General features: G+C 68.7%; 15 protein-coding genes and 1 tRNA gene. 9 read left to right on the top strand and 7 right to left on the bottom strand.

Annotation, left to right across the window (positions count from 1 at the left end; translation table 11 throughout):
• The first annotated feature begins 385 nt into the window (after nt 1–385).
• Nucleotides 386–1,915 (top strand): sensor histidine kinase, encoded by a 1,530-nt coding sequence (locus tag HUA78_RS12985; protein WP_174465655.1) that lies wholly within the window; start codon nt 386–388, stop codon nt 1,913–1,915.
• Nucleotides 1,916–1,933: 18 nt separating this feature from the next.
• Here the strand turns inward: HUA78_RS12985 and HUA78_RS12980 are convergent, their stop codons facing one another.
• From HUA78_RS12980 to metF, 3 genes are all read right to left on the bottom strand, one after another.
• Nucleotides 1,934–2,461, bottom strand: coding sequence for a hypothetical protein (locus tag HUA78_RS12980; protein ID WP_174462365.1), 528 nt, complete (start codon nt 2,459–2,461; stop codon nt 1,934–1,936).
• A gap of 428 nt (nt 2,462–2,889) precedes the next feature.
• The gene (locus tag HUA78_RS12975) at nt 2,890–3,306 is read right to left on the bottom strand and encodes a hypothetical protein (RefSeq protein WP_174462366.1); all 417 of its coding nucleotides are present in this window, start codon (nt 3,304–3,306) and stop codon (nt 2,890–2,892) included.
• Nucleotides 3,303–4,175, bottom strand: a complete 873-nt coding sequence (gene metF, locus HUA78_RS12970) for a methylenetetrahydrofolate reductase [NAD(P)H] (RefSeq protein WP_174476406.1) — start codon at nt 4,173–4,175, stop codon at nt 3,303–3,305. The genes HUA78_RS12975 and metF overlap by 4 nt, the downstream gene beginning before the upstream one ends.
• Before the next feature lie 98 nt (nt 4,176–4,273).
• On the opposite strand from metF, the gene gcvT reads away from it, so the two are divergent.
• From gcvT to gcvP, 3 genes are all read left to right on the top strand, one after another.
• On the top strand, nt 4,274–5,356 hold the full coding sequence (gene gcvT / locus HUA78_RS12965) for a glycine cleavage system aminomethyltransferase GcvT (protein ID WP_174455237.1): 1,083 nt from the start codon (nt 4,274–4,276) through the stop codon (nt 5,354–5,356).
• Nucleotides 5,357–5,386: 30 nt separating this feature from the next.
• Entirely contained in the window at nt 5,387–5,779 is a 393-nt protein-coding gene (gene gcvH / locus HUA78_RS12960; RefSeq protein ID WP_174455238.1) for a glycine cleavage system protein GcvH, read from the top strand.
• An 87-nt stretch (nt 5,780–5,866) separates the two neighbouring features.
• A complete protein-coding gene (gene gcvP, locus HUA78_RS12955) occupies nt 5,867–8,773 on the top strand; it encodes an aminomethyl-transferring glycine dehydrogenase (RefSeq protein WP_141642681.1) in 2,907 nt (968 codons plus the stop codon).
• A 109-nt stretch (nt 8,774–8,882) separates the two neighbouring features.
• Here gcvP and HUA78_RS12950 read toward each other — a convergent pair whose 3' ends face one another.
• The 3 genes from HUA78_RS12950 to HUA78_RS12940 all read right to left on the bottom strand — a co-directional run bounded on the left by HUA78_RS12950 (nt 8,883) and on the right by HUA78_RS12940 (nt 13,053).
• Complete coding sequence (locus tag HUA78_RS12950) at nt 8,883–9,818, bottom strand: cation diffusion facilitator family transporter (RefSeq protein ID WP_174476405.1); 936 nt, start codon at nt 9,816–9,818, stop codon at nt 8,883–8,885.
• Between the two features lie 70 nt (nt 9,819–9,888).
• A complete protein-coding gene (locus HUA78_RS12945) occupies nt 9,889–11,133 on the bottom strand; it encodes an energy transducer TonB (protein ID WP_141642674.1) in 1,245 nt (414 codons plus the stop codon).
• A gap of 120 nt (nt 11,134–11,253) precedes the next feature.
• Nucleotides 11,254–13,053 (bottom strand): SpoIID/LytB domain-containing protein, encoded by a 1,800-nt coding sequence (locus HUA78_RS12940; protein WP_371745565.1) that lies wholly within the window; start codon nt 13,051–13,053, stop codon nt 11,254–11,256.
• A gap of 120 nt (nt 13,054–13,173) precedes the next feature.
• On the opposite strand from HUA78_RS12940, the gene HUA78_RS12935 reads away from it, so the two are divergent.
• Entirely contained in the window at nt 13,174–14,838 is a 1,665-nt protein-coding gene (locus tag HUA78_RS12935) for a nitrous oxide reductase family maturation protein NosD (RefSeq protein ID WP_254623697.1), read from the top strand.
• 119 nt (nt 14,839–14,957) lie between these two features.
• On the opposite strand, the gene HUA78_RS12930 is transcribed toward HUA78_RS12935, so the two are convergent.
• Nucleotides 14,958–15,029, bottom strand: a tRNA-Cys gene (locus HUA78_RS12930).
• Between the two features lie 148 nt (nt 15,030–15,177).
• Here HUA78_RS12930 and HUA78_RS12925 point away from each other — a divergent pair.
• The 4 genes from HUA78_RS12925 (at nt 15,178) to fdxA (ending at nt 18,393) form a co-directional block, all read left to right on the top strand.
• A complete protein-coding gene (locus HUA78_RS12925; protein ID WP_141642671.1) occupies nt 15,178–16,329 on the top strand; it encodes an acyl-CoA dehydrogenase family protein in 1,152 nt (383 codons plus the stop codon).
• Nucleotides 16,330–16,434: 105 nt separating this feature from the next.
• Entirely contained in the window at nt 16,435–16,785 is a 351-nt protein-coding gene (locus HUA78_RS12920) for a rhodanese-like domain-containing protein (RefSeq protein WP_141642670.1), read from the top strand.
• Nucleotides 16,786–16,857: 72 nt separating this feature from the next.
• Complete coding sequence (asd, locus tag HUA78_RS12915) at nt 16,858–17,946, top strand: aspartate-semialdehyde dehydrogenase (RefSeq protein ID WP_174465650.1); 1,089 nt, start codon at nt 16,858–16,860, stop codon at nt 17,944–17,946.
• Between the two features lie 108 nt (nt 17,947–18,054).
• Nucleotides 18,055–18,393, top strand: a complete 339-nt coding sequence (gene fdxA, locus HUA78_RS12910) for a ferredoxin FdxA (RefSeq protein WP_141642668.1) — start codon at nt 18,055–18,057, stop codon at nt 18,391–18,393.
• The last annotated feature ends 47 nt before the right edge of the window (nt 18,394–18,440 follow it).

Raw genomic sequence — 18,440 nt, 5'->3', positions numbered from 1 at the left:
CTCCGCCCACCCCCCCGGGGGCGGAGCGAGGCCTTCAATCCAACGCCAGCCGTCGGGGAGTCCACCGGCCCGGGCCAGAGCAGGCTCCGGCCTGCGTGGGCCGCGTCCTCCGCCATCACCACGCCGCGATGATATGTCCAGGGCGGCTTCCTGCAACTCGATTTAAAGCCGGATTGACCGGATGTCGTCGCGTCTGGCTTTGGAATTGTACCCAGGTACAACGCCTGCCATTGGAGCCCGCAGCGCCCCGCCGCCCACGAGGCCGGGACAGATGTTGGCGACGCCACAACCTGTTAAAGCCGAAATAACTGCATTGCTGGATATGCGCGGCGCGTTAGTATGGGGCGGATCCTGAGGGGCCAGCACGGCCGGGGTGAGCCTGAGGATGTCGAAGAACCAAGAAGCGGATGCGCTCGCGGGACGGGCGTTGGCGAGTCATCTGGGCACGCTGGAGGTCCTGCGTCCCACGCCGCTGGCGGCGGAGCCCGGGCGACAGGATTCCAAGCCGCTGGACGCGGCGCTGGAGTCGCGCGTGCGGTGGCTGTTGTCGGAGTACTTGAGCGCGGTGCGAAGGCGGGCGGATGGGCTGTGCATCTGGCTGATGGGGGGGCAGTGGCTCTTCGCGCTCGCCCTGGCCGTGGTGACGTCCGCGCACCCGTGGGACTGGAGGCTGCGCCCCAGTCCGGAGCCGCTGTGGGTGGCGCTGCTCCTGGGCGGGCCGCTGTGCATCATCCCGGTGACGCTGGCACTGGTGCGGCCGGGCGCGGTGGTGACGCGGCAGGTGATGGCGGTGACGCAGGTGTTGTGGTCCGTGCTGCTCGTGCATCTGTCGGGCGCGCGGCTGGAGACACACTTCCACGTCTTCGGCTCGCTGGCGCTCCTGAGCTTCTATCGGGACCCGAGGGTGCTGCTGACCGCGGGCGTGACGGCGGTGGTGGCCCACGTGCTGCGAGGGATTGGCTGGCCGGAGCCGGGGGCGACGTTCTCCGGCGCGCCGGGGTGGAGCGTGCTGGAGTTGGCGTTCTGGGTGGGGCTGGTGGACGGGGTGCTGGTGCTCGCGTGTCGGGGCGTGGCGCGGGAGATGCGGCGCGTCGCGGAGCGGCAGGTGTTGCTGGAGCGCGCGTATGAGCGCGAGAAGCAGGAGCGCGAGCGGGTGACGGAGCGCAGTGGCCGGGAGCTGGAGGACTCGCGTGAGCGGATGGCTCGCCTGGAGAAGCTCGCGGCGGTGGGGCAGTTGACGGCGACGGTGAGCCACGAGCTGCGCAATCCGCTGGCGGCCGCCCGCACGGCGAACGCGGCGGTGGCGCGGAGGCTGCGCAACGTGGAGGGGGCGCTGGAGGACCCCCGGCTGCAGCGCTTCCTCGCCATCGTCGACCGGGAGCTGGGCGTCTGCGCCAGCCTCACGTCGGAGATGCTGGAGTTCGTGCGGGAGCGTCCGCTGGTGCTCCAGCCGTGCTCGTTGCACGGGCTGATGGAAGAGGTCATCGACGTGGTGCCCTCCCGCGAGGGCGTGGCGGTGATGAACCGCGTGCCCACGGCGCTCGAGCCCCCCTGGGTGGACCGGGAGATGCTGCGCAAGGTCCTCATCAACCTGGTGCAGAACGCGGTGGAGGCGATGCCCCTGGGCCGCCAGGGAGTCGTGGAGGTCTCCGCGGAGCTGGGCGTCGGACGGGCCTTCCACATCCGGGTCTCCGACAACGGCGGAGGGATTCCGGCGGGTGTGCTGGACCACATCTTCGACCCGCTCTTCACCACCAAGGAGCACGGCACCGGCCTGGGGCTGACGGTGGTGTCCAGCACGGTGCGGCAGCACGGTGGGACGTTGCGGGTGGAGAGCCGCGAGGGGGAGGGCAGTGTCTTCACCATCTGCCTGCCCCGAGCGCGCTCAGTGACTGGGGTCGCCTGCTCGTCGTGAGGCGCGAAGGCCCGCGCCTCAGAACAGGCGCGTAAGGCGGAGGGTGCTCGGGCCCGACAGCGCCGTCAGGCCGGAGGGATACAGGCACGGCGTGAGGTCCAGGGGACTCATGGCCTGGGTCATCATCACGGCGTCTCCCTGGAAGCGGCCTCCCGTCACCAGCCCGACGGAGACGAAGACGCGGGCGCCGTTGATGACATCCACTCCGGCGCCCTTGAGGGCGAAGGTCGAGACGGAGCCGTCATCCCAGGTGACGGTCGTCTCGCTGGGGCCCAGGTTGCCGCCGCAGCTGGTGGACAGCTCCGTCGTGGCCACGAGCACGCCCGAGGTGACGAGCGTGTCGTTCGAGGTGCACGTGTCGTAGCTCGTGTAGTTCGTGGCGGTGACGCGTCGGTTGGACAGCCGGAGTCCGGGCTCCCAGGTCTGATAGGCGCCGCCGGAGCACGTCAGGTCCGTCGTGCCCACCTGCGCCGACGCGGGCGTGGCTTGGAGGAGGAGTGCGCCGAGCAGCGCGGGCAGGGCGGACAGGAGGACTCTCGACGTCATGAAGGGCTCCGTGGGCGGCTGGGATGTGAGTCGCTGGAAGGCTCGGAGCGCCCGAGCCGTCCACCCCGCACCCATGAAAGCCAGTTGCGCGGGGCCGGATGAGTGAGGCCCGTGAAGCGACCTCACCAGTCCGACCGTCAGTCGCACGGCCCTGTCGGGAACCAGCGGCCCACGTCCGCCGCGCGGCGCTTCAGAGCAGCCGGGTGATGACGAGGGTGCTCGTCCCCTCCAGCGACATGAGAACTCCGTGGACGAAGACTCCCAGACGCCTTGGGACTCCAGGGCAGCCACTCGCACACGGACTCGACAGTCTTTGTGCGGAAGGCTGGAATGAATGCCTCCCGACGGGACGAGACACCCGTTGGCTTCTCGTCCAACACGTCTGTCTGAAACATCGCCTCCGACTGCGGGCCCGTCCTGCGGGCCCGTCAGCTTCGGAAGGCCTCGCGCACGCCGTCGCGGCGCAAGGTGAAGAGCATCCAGACGGCCACCGGCACTCCCACGACGCAGCCGGGGGACAGGATGTACAGCGCGGTGATGCCGCCGACCGTGGCCAGGCCGTAGCCCTTGAGGTTGAGCGCGCTCAGCGCGCCCCACGTGGACAGCACGCCGCAGAGGATGCCCACCAGCAGCATCAGCGCCAGCGAGCCCGACAGCTCCAGCGGAGCCCCGCCCGGGCCCGCGAACGGCGACGTCACATTCAACGCGGCGAGCACGAAGCCCAGGATGTTGAAGATGACGTTCAGCACGCCCGTGCACAGCAGGAAGAAGGCCGGGGCGCGGACAATCTCGATGACCTTCGCGCGCGGGTCCTCCGGAGGAAGTTGGATACCAGGACCGCTCATGTACGGGCTCTCAGTGCGCTCACGATCATCCGCGTCGCCGGGGACTTGTTGAGCGTGTAGAAGTGGATGCCGGGCACGCCGCGTGACAGCAGCTCCATGCACTGCACCGTGGCGTGCGCCACGCCCAACTGCACCACCGCGTCCGGCTGGTCCTTCACCCGCTCCAACTGCAGGCCCAGCCGCATGGGCACCGTCGCTCCGCACATCCGCGTGAAGCGCTGCACCTGCTCGAAGTTGGTGATGGGCATGATGCCGGGGACGATGGGGACGTTGATGCCCGCGCGACGGGCCCGCTCCACGAAGTCGAAGTAGAACGCGTTGTCGAAGAAGAGCTGCGTCACCACGAAGTCCAGCCCCGCATCGACCTTGGCCTTGAGATGACGCAGGTCGTCGTCACGGGAGGCCGTCTCCACGTGGCCCTCCGGATAGCACGCGCCTCCCAGGCAGAAGTTGAAATCCTCTTCTCGGATGAATCGCACCAGCTCCGTGGCGTAGGTGAAGCCGCCCTCGGCGGTGACGAAGGACTTTTGTCCCTGCGGCGGATCTCCACGCAGGATGAGGACGTTGTCCATCTTCGCGTCCGTCAGTCGCTGGAGCAGCTCCCGCAGCTCCTGCCGCGTGTGGCCCACACACGTCAGGTGGGCCATGGCCTCGATTCCCGTCTCCGCCTTGATGCGCGTGACGAGCTCCAGCGTCCTGTCCCGCGTGCTGCCGCCGGCCCCGTACGTCACGGAGACGAACCCGGGCTCCAGCGGCGCCAGGTCCTCCAGCGTCTTGAGCAGGTTGGCCACCCCTTCGTCGGTCTTCGGGGGGAAGAACTCGAAGGAGAAGCAGGGGTTGGACGGATTCAATCGATTACGAATCTTCATGTTGGTCCCAGTGTAGACGGTCCCCGTCGGCCTTGATCGGCGAAGGTGCGCGGCTATAGTCCGCGCCGTTTTCACTCCCCCTTCATCAGGAGAAGCCGATGGCCCGGCGTACGCCGCTCAACGACGCCCACCGCGCGCTGGGCGCTCGGATGGTCGACTTCGCGGGTTGGGACATGCCCGTTCAGTACACCTCCGTCATCGCCGAGCACGAGGCGGTGCGCAACCACGTTGGACTCTTCGACGTGTCGCACATGGGCGAGGTGGAGTTCGCGGGTCCCGGCGCGCTGGAGACGGTCAACGCCCTCATCTCCAATGACCTCGCTCGCATCGCGGACGGGCAGGCCGTCTATGCGGGCTTGCTCAACGAGCAGGGAGGCTTCGTCGACGACGTCGTCGCCTACCGCTTCAGCCCCGAGCGCATCCTCATCTGCGTCAACGCGAGCAACCGCGACAAGGACTTCGCGTGGATGAAGGAGCATGCGCGCGGTGTCACGCCCGTGGACCGGGGTGAGGACTACGCGCAGATCGCCGTGCAGGGCCCCAAGGCCGCCGGCCTGGTGCAGCGGCTGACGAAGACGGACACGTCCAAGGTGGGCACCTACCGCTTCGCGGAGGGCGAGGTGGCGGGCGTGCGCGCCATCATCTCGCGCACCGGCTACACGGGTGAGGATGGCTTCGAGCTGTACTGCGCCCCGGGTGACGCGGTGGCGCTCTGGAACGCGCTGCTCACCGAGGGCGAGCAGGACGGCGTGAAGCCGTGCGGCCTGGCGTCGCGCGACAGCCTGCGCACGGAGATGAAGTACGCGCTCTACGGCAATGACATCGACGACTCGCACACCGCGCTGGAGGCGGGGCTGGGGTGGATCGTCAAGCTGGACAAGGCGGGCTTCATCGGCAAGGACGCGCTGGTGGCGCAGAAGGCCGCGGGCGTGAAGCGCAAGCTGGTGGGCTTCGAGCTGACCGGCGCGGGCATCCCCCGTCACGGCTATCCCATCCACAAGGACGGCAAGCCGGTGGGCGAGGTGACGAGCGGCACCATGGGCCCGACGGTGAAGAAGCCCATCGGTATCGGCTACGTGCCCGCGGAGCTGGCCGCGGAGGGCTCCACCTTCGACGTCGAGATTCGCGGTCGCGCCGTTCCCGCCGTGGTGGTGAAGACGCCGTTCCACAAGAAGCCCTGAGTTCCTTCTAGCCCTGTCGAGGAGCACCCCATGTCCGATCCGAACATCCCCGAAAACCTCAAGTACACCAACGAGCACGAGTGGGCCCGCGTCGAGGGCAACAAGGTGACGGTGGGCATCACCCACCACGCCCAGAACACGCTCGGCGACGTCGTCTATGTGGAGCTGCCCAAGGTGGGCACGACGATCGAAAAGGACGAGCCGTTCGGCACCGTCGAGTCCGTGAAGGCCGTCTCCGAGCTCTTCTCTCCCGTTTCCGGGAAGATCACGAAGGTGAACGCTGCACTCTCCGACGCCCCCGAGACGCTGAACACCGACCCCTATGGCGACGGGTGGATTGTCGAAATCGAGCTCTCGGACACCAAGCAGTTGAGCGAGCTCCTGGATGCCGCCGCCTACGGCAACCTGCTCAAAGAAGCCTGAGAGTGAAGCGCCGCAGGGCCGTTGTTAGTGACGGTCCTCGAATTTTCCGACTCCGCCGTCGTGAGTCGCACGCGAGCCACCACCGCCATGTCCCTGAACTGGAAGTACCAGGAGTCGTTCGCCGGCCGGCACATCGGTCCGGATGAGCAGGAGCTGAAGCAGATGTTGTCCGCGCTGGGCGTGGACTCGCTCGATGCTTTCATCGACCAGACCGTGCCTCCGGCCATCCGCTCCAAGGAGCCGCTGCGGCTGGGGCCGGCGCGTGGGGAGCATGACCTGCTCGCTCAGCTGGAGGCCATCGCCGCGAAGAACCAGGTGTTCCGGTCCTTCATCGGCATGGGCTACCACGACACGCACACGCCCAACGTCATCCTCCGCAACATCTTCCAGAACCCGGGCTGGTACACGCAGTACACGCCCTATCAGGCGGAGATTGCCCAGGGCCGGCTGGAGGCGCTGCTCAACTTCCAGACGCTGGTGATGGACCTGACGGGCCTGGAGGTCGCCAACGCGTCCCTGCTCGACGAGGGCACGGCCGCCGCCGAGGCGATGGCGCTGGCGCTGCACGTGAAGGGCGACGACGCCAATGCCGCCTTCTTCGTCTCCGAGGGCTGCCACCCGCAGACGGTGGATGTGGTGCGCACGCGCGCCGAGCCGCTGGGCGTGGAGGTCGTCGTGGGTGACCACCGCACGGTGGACCTGGGCGCGAAGAAGTACGTGGGCGCGCTGGTGCAGTACCCGGCCACGGATGGGGCGGTGCTGGACTACCGCGCGTTCGGCGAGAAGGTTCACGCGGCGGGGGGCCTGTTCATCGTCGCCGCGGACCTCTTGAGCCTCACGCTGCTGACGCCTCCGGGCGAGTTCGGCGCGGACGTGGCGGTGGGCAGCGCGCAGCGCTTCGGCGTGCCCATGGGGTACGGCGGTCCGCACGCGGGCTACTTCGCGACGAAGAACGCGTACACCCGCGTGATGCCGGGCCGCCTCATCGGCGTCTCCGAGGACGCGCAGGGCCGGCGCGCGCTGCGCATGGCGCTGCAGACGCGCGAGCAGCACATCCGCCGCGAGAAGGCGACGAGCAACATCTGCACCGCGCAGGTGCTGCTGGCCGTCATCGCCAGCATGTACGCCGTCTACCATGGCCCCCAGGGCCTGAAGGCCATCGCCGAGCGCGTGCACGGGCTCACCGTGTTGCTGGCGCGGGGGCTGGCGAAGCTGGGCCTGAAGGTCCGGCACGAGCAGTACTTCGACACGCTGCGCGTGGAGCTGACGACGCCGCAGGTGCGCGCGGTGCTCGGGGCGGCGGAGTCGGCGCGGATGAACTTCCGCCGCATCGACGAGAAGACGCTGGGTGTGTCGCTGGACGAGACGTCCCGCGTGTCCGACGTGGAGGCCATCCTCACCGCGTTCGCCACGGGCGCGGGCAAGGCGGCGGCGCCGTCGCTGGAGGACGTGGGCGCCAACGTGGAGACGCCGGTGGTGCCGGAGCTGCGCCGCACGAGCGCGTTCCTCACGCACGCCGTCTTCAACAGCTACCACTCCGAGACGGAGATGCTGCGGTACATCCGGCGGCTCGAGGCGAAGGACCTGTCCTTGACGCACTCGATGATTCCGCTGGGCAGCTGCACGATGAAGCTCAACGCCACCGCGGAGATGATTCCGGTGACGTGGCCGCAGTTCGGCCGGCTGCATCCCTTCGCGCCCACCTCGCAGGCGGCCGGCTACAAGGTCATCTTCGAGCAGCTCGAGCAGATGCTCTCGCAAATCACGGGCTTCGCGGGCTGCTCGCTGCAGCCGAACGCGGGCAGCCAGGGCGAGTACGCGGGCCTGCTCGTCATCCGCGCGTACCACCAGGGGCGAGGGCAGGGGCACCGCGACGTGTGCCTCATCCCGTCCTCCGCGCACGGCACCAACCCGGCCTCCGCCGTCATGGCGGGCTACAAGGTCGTCGTCACCAAGTGCGATGAGAACGGCAACATCGACCTGACCGACTTGCGCGCCCGCGCGGAGGAGCACAAGGACAAGCTCGCCGCGCTGATGGTGACGTACCCGTCCACGCACGGCGTGTTCGAGGAGGAGATCAAGGAGATCTGCTCCATCATCCACGAGCGTGGTGGGCAGGTGTACATGGATGGCGCGAACCTGAACGCGCAGGTGGGCCTCACGGCGCCCGGGCTGGTCGGCGCGGATGTCTGCCACATCAACCTGCACAAGACGTTCTGCATCCCGCACGGCGGTGGTGGCCCGGGCATGGGTCCCATCTGCGTGGCGAGCCACCTGGTGAAGTACCTGCCGGGACACCCGGTCATCCAGACGGGCGGGGCGGACGCCATCGGCGCCATCTCCGCGGCCCCGTGGGGCAGCGCGAGCATCCTGCTCATCTCCTGGATGTACATCGCGATGATGGGCGGCGAGGGCCTGACGAAGGCGACGAAGCTGGCCATCCTCAACGCCAACTACATCGCCGAGCGGCTCCAGCCCCACTACCCGGTGTTGTACCGGGGCAAGCGGGGCAGGGTGGCGCACGAGTGCATCGTCGACCTGCGCCCGCTGAAGAAGACGTCGGGTGTCGAGGTCGAGGACGTGGCCAAGCGGCTGATGGACTACGGGTTCCATGCGCCGACGGTGTCGTTCCCCGTCGCGGGCACGCTGATGATCGAGCCGACGGAGAGCGAGTCCCGCGCGGAGCTGGACCGTTTCTGCGACGCGATGATCGCGATTCGTCAGGAGATTCGTGAGGTCGAGGAGGGGCGCATGCCGAAGGACAACAACGTCCTGAAGAACGCGCCCCACACGGTCCGCACGATTACGAATCCGGAGTGGAACCGCCCGTACTCGCGAGAGCTGGCGGTGTTCCCGGCGCCGTGGGTGCGCGACAACAAGTTCTGGCCGTCCGTGGGCCGCCTGAACAACGTGCTCGGGGACCGCAAGCTCGTGTGCTCGTGCCCGCCCATCGAGGACTACATGACGCCGGAGCCGAAGCCCGCCGTCGCCTGACGGGCCGTATAGGCCGGGTGCTTCCTGGGGCCGTCTCCCTTACGTGGGGAGGCGGCCCTTGTCGTTACGCGTGGCCTTCGCGCTCCCACGCGTCTCGCGGGGGGCCGACTCAGCTCACGTGCGGCGTGGCACCTTGCGCGCGGTCCGCGTTGTCGTGCTCCGGCTCCACGTGGACGACGACGTCCACCACCTGCGGATAGGCGGCGTGGAGTGTGCGCTCCACCCGGTCCGCCACCTCGTGGGCCTGCGCGGTGGTGAGGTTCGGGTCCACCTCTATTTTCAGGTCCACGTAGACGCTCTCCTCCATGCCCCGGCTGCGCACGTCGCGGCAGCTGCGCACGCCGGCCACGCCCACGGTGTGCTGCGCCACCTGCGCGGGGTCCAACCTCGCCGTGTCGGAGAGGATGCCCACCGCCTGCCGGACGATGCCGTAGGCCACCCAGGCCACGAAGACCATGACGCCCAGCGCGATGATGCCGTCCGCCTTGGGGTAGCCCATCGCCACCAGGCCCAACGACGCGAGCACCGCCAGCGTGACGAAGACGTCCGACATCGTGTGGCTCGCGTCCGCCAGCAGCAGGCTGCTCTTGTACTTGCGCCCGTAGTGCCCCTCCACGCGCGTCACCACCAGATTGACGCAGAGGGTGAGCACCATCACCACCGCCATGGCCGGCGTCACCTGCGCGTGACGGTCATGAATCAGCGAGTCGAGCGCCATGCGCCCCAACTCCAACATGCCGATGCCAATCATCGCGCCGATGCCCAGCGACGCGAGCGCCTCGAACTTGCCGTGTCCGTAGGGGTGGTCGTCGTCAGCGGGCCGCGAGGCCACGCCCATGGCCACCAGGCCCAGCACGTTGGAGCCACCGTCGATGAACGAGTGGAGTCCATCCGCCGTCACGGCGGCGGACTGGCTGATGAGTCCGAAGATGAGCTTCGCGCCGGCCACCACCCAGTTGGCCAGGAGGATGGCGAGCAACACGAAGCGGATGCGTTTGCTGCGCTGCTGGAGCGCGACGCTTCTCTCGGCGGGGGAGGTGTCCACGGCGCGGCACCGTAGTGGGAACCGCGTCCGGCCGCGAGGACCTCGCACGCCACGCGTGGTGAAGCGAACGTCAGTTGGGCTGACGGAACAGCCGCATGCGCGGGCCGCCGCCCATCTCCAGGAAGAAGCCGAACGAGAAGCGCACCTTCGAGTCGTCGTTCAACAACCCCGGCGGTGGGTTGGGGAAGGGCTGTGCGCGCTGGAACGAGGACACGGCCTCCATGTCCAGGAAGTCCAGGCCGCTGCTCTTCTCCACCTCGATGTTCGTCACGCGGCCCTTCTCGTCCAGCGTGATCTCCAGCATCGTGTGCCGGTCCTTCCCAGTGAACATGTTGCCGGTAGGGTCTCTGCGGCGCAGCGTCTCGTTGGGCTTCCAGTGCATGCCCACGCTCTGCTTCACGCGGTTGAAGAAGCTGGCGTACTTCCACTCACGAGAGTTGAGCAGCGTGCCGTCGCCTTCGTCCACGTCGCGCAGGTGGTCATTGGGCGCCGCGCCCACCACCTTGTCCATCACCGCGCGCGACGGCATCAACGCGGCGATGCCCGGCGAGCCCACGCGTCCGGCGGAGCCTTCTTCCTCGCCTCCGGTGTCGCCCGGCTGGATTCGCAGCCGCTTCGCGTTGCCCGACAGCTCGTCGCTCTCGTTCTGGTTGTTCACCGCCACGCCCCCGGGCGTGTTCGGGTCCGTCTTCACCTTCACTTCGTTCTTGCGGTGGATGTCGGGGATCTCGAAGGCGAACTTCTGGCCACCCTCGGCGAGCGGCCTGTCATCGTTGCCCATGCCGTTGTTGCCGGCGATGCGCGGCGCCTGCGGCTCCACGTCCGCGCCCTTCTGCTCCTGGGGCGCGGTGCGCTGCGGCATGGCGTTCCGGTAGAAGGGCGTCTGCTCCCGGGCCCGCGTCTCCTTGTCCACGCGGTTGTTGTGCTCCGCGAGGTACTTCGCGTCGGGGGCTTCCTGCTCGTTGCCGGGCGCCAGGTCCACCACCTGCCCATTGGGCCGGGTCTCCGGCTTCTTCTCTTCGGGCTTCTTGTCCTGGACGCGGGGCTTCTGGGTCGTCTGCGTCTTCGAGTCCGTCTTGCCCCGGTTCCGGGACCACTGGTCCTCCGTCAGGGGCCGCACGGCCACGGACGTGGGAGGACGCGTGACGGGCTTGCGCTCACGCCCCGTGGGGGGAAGCGTTCCCGTGAAGAGCACGACCGACAGGTAGGCGACATGGACCGCCAGGGCAAGCAGCACCGCGGCGACCACTCGCCACGGGGATTGCCGCCGCCTCTTGCGGCGCCAGTCTGTCTTCGGAGAGGAACCCGTGCTCACGGCGCGATGATAAACCTCCGGGCCCGCTGCCTAGTCCCGTCCCGTTCGCGGCAGAACAGGTGGGCAGGGGAGGACATTCACGAGACGTGCACTGTTCCGCAGGCGCGCCCCCTCTTCACGTCAGTAAATAGGGGCGACTTCAGCACCATTGAAGTAGTGACGGAGGATATCCTGGTATCGCTGCCCGGCCTCCGCTCGGCCGATGGCGCCCGTCTGACACATCCCTACTCCGTGGCCCCAGCCTCCGCCACGGAAAAGCCAGTGGGTGGGCCGGCCCTCGGCGTTCCGCTCGGCTTCCACCACCGCCATGCTGCTGTTCAACATCCCGAAGAGCCGCCGGATGTTCAGTTCGCCACGCACCTGGGTGGCCCCCAGGTCCCCGGATAACGCGAGCACCCGGGCCCGGCCGGACACGCCCCGCTCCTGGAAGCTCATGGCCTGGACTCGGCCCACGCCCAGCCGGGCGACGAGCGCGTCCACCTGCGCCGCCGTGAAGCGCTTCTCCCAGCGGAACTTGCTGGGCTGGGCGAAGCTGGACAGCCGGCAGGCGGCCCCCACGTCGGGCGTGGCCAGCCAGGCCTCCAGCCGCGAAGGGGAAGGGGGGGCCTCCGAGGGCTCCAGGATGTCCGGGCGTCCGCGCAGGCTCGGGTCCGGTGGGCCGCCCCAGACGATGTCGTTGTCCTCGGTGTGGCCACCACACACCGCGCTGTAGACGGAGTCCACCAGCCGACCGTCCGCGCTGAACAGCGCCTCGCCCCGGGTCGCCTCCACCGCCGCGGAGGTGCTGGCCGCCTCGCCCGTTCGGCCGCGGTACACCGCGCAGTGCTGCTCCGAGCACAGCAGATACGGGTCCGCCAGGTGCTTGATGCCCACCTTCGCGAGCACCTCGCCGCGCGCGGTGACGGCCTGGGCCTTGAGCGCCTCCGAGTGGGCCCGCGCGAAGATCTCCGCCGGCACCAGCCCCTTGAGCAGGTCCTCGAGCGGCACCACGTTCACCACGGCCAGCAGGCCCGCGCGGTCCACGGAGAACTGGAGCGCGCCCCGGAAGGTCCGGTCCTCGAAGCCGTGGAAGTCGTAGCCGACGCCGAACTCCACCTGGCGCACGTCGAAGCCCGCGCCGTCCGGTGAGTCCGCGTCCAGTCGGTCCTGCGCCAGGCCCACCACCGCGCCGGACTCGTCGCGCACCTCGAGGATGGCGCGCGCCGGGGTGCGGACCTCCTCGAAGAGCGTCGTCCTGGCGCCGAACTGGTGCAGCAGCTCCGCCTGTCGTGTCGCCGCGTCCTCGGGGGTGAGAACTTCATCGACGAGGAGCAGCGAGCGCCGGTTGTCGATGACCTTGCCGGCGATGCCGTACACCGCGCCCAGCACCTGCGCGCGCACCGCGAGGCCCCGCGCCTTCCACTCTTCCTGCGCGGCGGCGAGTCCCTCCCGGTCCGCGAACCGGTGCTCGCCCAGCTGCACGCGCGCGGCGAGCACCGCCGGCTCGCCCTGTGTCACGCGCACCGTCCACCGCGTTCCCGCCGCGGCGTCCAGCACCTTGTCCACCGCCCCACCGAAGCGCATCCGCATCCGGCCTCGGGGGGAGAACGTCGCCTCGCGCCGTCCTTCCATGAGCTTGATGGGGAGCCGGGGCTCTCCGCCTCGGAAGTCCAGGCGCTTGAGCTCGCCGGGCCCCGGAATGCCCTGGGCGAGCGGGTCTTCTCCGGGCGTGCTCACGGCCGTGGAGGGCTCCACGCCCGCGTCGGTCGTCCCGGCGTCCTCGACGGGTAGCGGCTCCACGGAGCCCCCATCCGTCCCGGCGTCCTGGCGCTCGCTGGCCGGGCTGTCCATCGAGGCGCCGGCCAGGTTCGGTGGTGGCTTGGGGCTCGCGCAGGAGGCGAACAGCACGACGGAGAGCAGGAGCAGGACGGCGGTGCGCACGGGGGGCGACACCGTACCCGCCGGGGCGGGGCCTGTCACGGACCGGACGCCCGTTGGCTCGTTCGGGTGGGCTTGGCACGTGGCGAATAGAACGCGGCGCGTCTCGCGTTGGTCCTGCTCATGCGAATTTTCAAAGGCAACTACCTGAAGCTGAAGACTCCCGTGGCCACCCTGGCCGCCAGCCTGCTCATGCTCGGTTCGACCGCTCACGCAGCGGGCCTGGGTGCCTTCCTTCCCACGCCGAACATCCCCGGTGCTCCGGTGACTCGGACGCCCTCCAATCCTTCGACGCCCGGCGCCCCGAGCGCGACCGGCAGCCTGCCTCCCATCGGTGTCCAGGCCGTCCCCAACACGCCCGTGGCCGCGCTGCCGTCGCATCCGGACCACTCCAACATCGCCACGCCTTCGCCCCAGCCGGGCATCCAGGCGAATGCGCTGTCGCCCGCGTCAGCCAAGTCCTTTACCCGCGAGTGGGTGGTGAGCCCCTCTGGAAATGACGCCGGTGACGGCAGCGCCGCGCAGCCCTTGCGCACCATCAACAAGGCCATCAGCCAGGCGGGCCCTGGCGAGGTCATCCGTGTGCAGGCCGGGACGTACGCCGAGCGCGTCATCATCGGCGCCAACGCGAAGCCGGGCACCGAGGGCGGGAAGATCACCCTCCAGGGCGAGGGCAGCCCGCGCATCATCCCCGGTGCTGGCAGTGGCGCGATGGTGCAGGTGCGTCAGCCGCACTGGGTCATCGACGGCTTCGAGCTGGACGTGCAGCGTCAGCCCATCTTCGGCGTCACCTTCGAGGGCAACGTCGCCGGCTCCACGCTGGTGAACTCGGAGCTGCACCACGGTGGTGGTGGCGCGGGCGTGACGACCTACAACAAGGCCACTGGCGCCATCATCGAGAACAACCACATCCACGACTTCCTGAAGACGACGGGCAACCAGGACTCGCACGGCATCGTCGTGCAGCCCACGTCCAAGGACATCACCGTCCGCAACAACGACATCCACGACAACTCGGGTGACTCCGTGCAGTGCCTGGGGCCCGAGGGCTTCAGCTCGTTGCCGCCCGCGGACGGGGTGCTGGTGGAGAACAACCACTTCTACAACAACCGTGAGAACGCGGTGGACATCAAGACCTGCTACGGCGTGGTCATCCGCAACAACCGCATGCACCAGTTCCGCCCGTCGAGCACCGCCAAGGGCGACGTGGTGGTGGTGCACTACTCCGCCAACAACGTGATGGTGGAGGACAACGAAATCTACGACGGCGCCAAGGGCATCTCCGTCGGTGGGAATCACGAGGGCCCCGTGCCCTCCGGCATCGTCGTGCGCCGCAACCGCGTGCACGACATCACCGCGGCGGGCGGCGGGGAGGGGACGGGCATCCGCCTGGAGAACTCCAAGGGCACCGTGGTGGTGAACAACACCGTCACCAACGTGTCCACCGGCCTCGTCATTGGCCACGGCACGGGCGGCCCCACCCAGTCTCCGGTGGTGCGCAACAACATCCTGGACGGTGCCATCTCCGTGGACATGGGCGGACAGGCGCCGGGCATGAAGCTGGGCAACAACCTCTTCGCCGCCAGCGGTCAGTTCAAGAGCAACGGCGCGGTGGTGAGCGTGGACCAGTTCAAGTCCACGACGGGTGACGCGTCGTCCGCCAGCGGCTCCGCGGACCTGGGCGAGGGCTTCGGCCCGGGCGCCCTGGCCGTGGACAAGGGCACCGACGTGGGCCTGCCTTTCTGCGGCGGTGCTCCCGACATCGGCGCCGTGGAACTGGGCTGCTGATCCGCTGAACCGCCTCCAGGGGGAGTGCCGGGCCTACGTGCGACCGGCCCGCCACTGGGCCCGCGGAAAATGAAAAGGCCCGATGCGGAGTAACTTCCGCATCGGGCCTTTTTTCATTGAGGCGCCACCCGGATTCGAACCGGGGAATGAAGGTTTTGCAGACCTTTGCCTTACCACTTGGCTATGGCGCCAACGGCTGGGGCCGGGTTTATACGCAGCCCTCCGCCGCCCGGTCAAGATTCAACGGAAGCCGTGGGCGGCTCCGGCCGGTACGATTCGCGTCAGAAGCGGTGCCCGTCGCTGGGCTTCGCGCGCTCGAATGGGCCGAGGGGTTTCCAGATGCTGCATGGTCATGGGGTGTACGAGGAAGAGCACGACGCCTTTCGCCGCACGGTGAGGGCGGTGGTGGAGAAGGAGATCCTCCCCCACGTCGCGGGTTGGGAGGAGGCGGAGGAGTTCCCCCGGGAGCTCTTCGCGCGTTTCGGTGAGCTGGGCTTCCTGGGGCTGAAGTACCCCGTCGAGTACGGCGGCACGGACGCCGGCCCCCTCTACGAGGCGGTGCTGCTGGAGGAACTGGGGCGGTGTGGCTCGGGCGGAGTGTCCGCGGGTCTGGGGGCGCAGTTCACCATCGCCACCGGCCCCCTCCACCTGTTCGGCACGGACGAGCAGAAGCGCCGCTGGCTGGCCCCGGCGATTCGGGGCGAGAAGATTGGCGCGCTGGGAATCACCGAGCCGGATGCCGGCTCGGACGTGGCGGGCCTGCGCACCACGGCGCGGCGCGATGGCGCCCACTACGTCGTCAACGGCTCCAAGACGTACATCACCAACGGCGTGCGCGCGGACTTCGTCGTCATGGCGGTGAAGACGGACACCTCCGCGGGGCACAAGGGGCTGTCCATGCTGGTGGTGGAGAAGGACACGCCCGGCTTCACGGTGAGCCGCAAGCTGAAGAAGCTGGGGTGGCGGGCCTCGGACACCGCCGAGTTGTTCCTGGAGGACTGCCGCATCCCCGTGGAGAACCTGCTGGGGGTGGAGAACCAGGGCTTCTCGCAGATCATGGGCAACTTCCAGTGGGAGCGCCTGTCGCTCGCGCTGGGGGCCGTGGGCGCCATGGAGGACATGCTGGAGCGCGTCGTCGAGCACGTGAAGTCGCGCCGCGCCTTTGGCCAGTCGCTCAGTCAGCTCCAGGTGGTGCGCCACAAGCTCGCGGACCTGTTCACCGCCCGCGAGTGCGCCCGTCAGCTGACCTACCACGCCCTGCGCCTTCACGCGGCGGGGGAGTGGGCCGTGGCGCAGACCTCCATGGCGAAGAAGGTCGCCACGGAGACCGCGTGCCGCGTCGCCGACGAGTGCCTCCAGCTCCACGGGGGCGCGGGCTACATGATGGAGTACGACATCCAGCGTCATTGGCGGGATGCCCGCCTGGGTCCCATCGGTGGCGGGGCCAGCGAGGTGATGAACGAGATCATCGCCAAGCAGCTCGGCCTGTAGGCCCGCCGGCCCCGGTGCAACCGGGGAGGGGCAGGCGACCAGGCGGGATGGAAGAGGTCCGCGGGGTCCCGGGTTGAGCCCCGAGAGCCCCCCGCGGAGGTCCTCGTGGAGCCCAGCATCCTGTGTACCGAGCTGTATCTGCGCCTGGGAGATGACGAGGTCCTCGTCATCGACTGTCGCGCTTCGTCCGAATGGGAGCATCATGATCTGCACATCCCCGGCGCCTTGAGGATGACCCCCATGGAGGTGGCCCGGGACCACCGCATGCTTCCCGACGACGAGCTCATCGTCCTGTGCGGTGGCACGCACGACGGGTCCGAGGTGCGCCGGGTCTGCCGCCTGCTGCGCATGCATGGGCGTGAGGCGGTGTGTCTCGACGGAGGCCTCTCGGGCTGGATTCGGGGGGGCTACCCCACCGAGCGCCATGTCCGTGCCCAGGTGGCGCTGCCCCGCTGAGGTTCGGTGGATGCGGTGCGTCGTCAAAGGGTGTATGGAGCGGCGGACTTCCTCCTTTGGAGACCCGTCCCCATGGCCAAGCTTCGTGCCGCCCTCGTTGGCGCCACCGGACTCGCGGGGCAGCAGTTCATCGCTGCCCTCAGGAATCACCCGTTCATCGAGCTGACCGGCCTGGCCGCGTCGCCTCGCTCGGCGGGTAAATCCTACGGGGACGCCCTGCGCACGGCCAACGGCATGACGGCGTGGTTCGTCTCGGAGCCGCTGTCGCCCGAGACGGCCCGCATGCAGGTCATCAGCGGCGATGCGCTCCAGGCCAGGGACTACGACCTCGTCTTCTCCGCCGTGGAGGCGGACGTGGCGCGTGAGCTGGAGCCGCGGCTGGCCAGGGACATCCCCGTCTTCTCCGCCGCCAGCGCCTTCCGTTACGACGATGACGTCCCGCTGCTCATCCCTCCCGTCAACGCCGCGCACGCGCCGCTCGTGCGCGAGCAGCAGCGCACGAGGGGCTGGAAGGGCTTCATCGTCCCCAGCCCCAACTGCACGACGACGGGCCTCGCCGTCACGCTGGCCCCGCTCGTCGAGCGCTTCGGGGTGAAGGCCGTGCTGATGACCAGCCTGCAGGCCATGTCCGGCGCTGGACGTTCTCCGGGCGTCATCGGCATGGACATCATCGACAACGTCATCCCCTACATCCCGAAGGAGGAGCACAAGGTCGAGGTGGAGACGAAGAAGATCCTCGGTGCCCTGAACGCAGGGGGCGCGGCCCTCACTCCCCACGACATTCGGGTGTCCTGCACCTGCACCCGCGTGGCGGTGATGGAGGGGCATACCGAGTCCGTCTTCGTCTCGCTCGGCACCAAGGCCACGGTGGCGGAGGTCACCCAGGCGATGCGCGAGTGGCGCGGCGCCGAGGTGGCCCGGGACCTGCCTTCCTCGCCTGTTCGCTGGATTGAGGTGATGGACGACCCCTTCCGTCCTCAGCCGAGGCTGGACCGGGAGACGCATGGCGGCATGGCCACCACGGTGGGCCGCGTGCGCGAGGATGGTGTGCTGGAGAACGGCTTCAAGTACGTGCTCGTCTCCCACAACACCAAGATGGGGGCCGCGCGCGGGTCCATCCTCGTGGCCGAACAGCTGCGGGCCCAGGGGTTGCTCGGCTGACAGCGACACGCGTCGGACAGGTGTCACAAATTCAGGGTGCCATCCCTGGAACGAACCATTAGTCTGCGCGCCCACGGACGCGCTGAAGATATTTAGAGGAGAGCTTTCATGGCCTACGTCGTCGCGGACCCTTGCATCAAGTGCAAGTACACTGACTGTGTCGAGGTCTGCCCGGTCAATTGTTTCTACGAGGGTGCGAACTTCCTGGTCATCCACCCGGACGAGTGCATCGACTGTGGCGCCTGTGAGCCCGTGTGCCCCACCAAGGCCATCTTCCCGGAGACCGAGCTCCCCGCGAAGTGGGCGGAGTACAAGGCGCTGAACGCCGACTTCTCCAACAATAAGTGGCCGAACATCGCGGAGAAGAAGGCGCCGCTCGCCGAGGCCGAGGAGTACAAGGAGAAGGACGGCAAGCGCGCGATGCTGGAGACCGCGCCCGGCAAGTAGGCCACTGGCGCCGTTCGCGCCCGTGAGTCTCGTGGAGGCCCTCCCGC

Origin of the sequence: Myxococcus sp. CA033 (assembly GCF_013336625.1) — a bacterium.
GTDB classification, from domain to species: domain Bacteria; phylum Myxococcota; class Myxococcia; order Myxococcales; family Myxococcaceae; genus Myxococcus; species Myxococcus llanfairpwllgwyngyllgogerychwyrndrobwllllantysiliogogogochensis.
The sequence above is the reverse complement of the archived record's forward strand: the minus strand, read 5'-3'. Positions and strand labels throughout refer to the sequence as shown.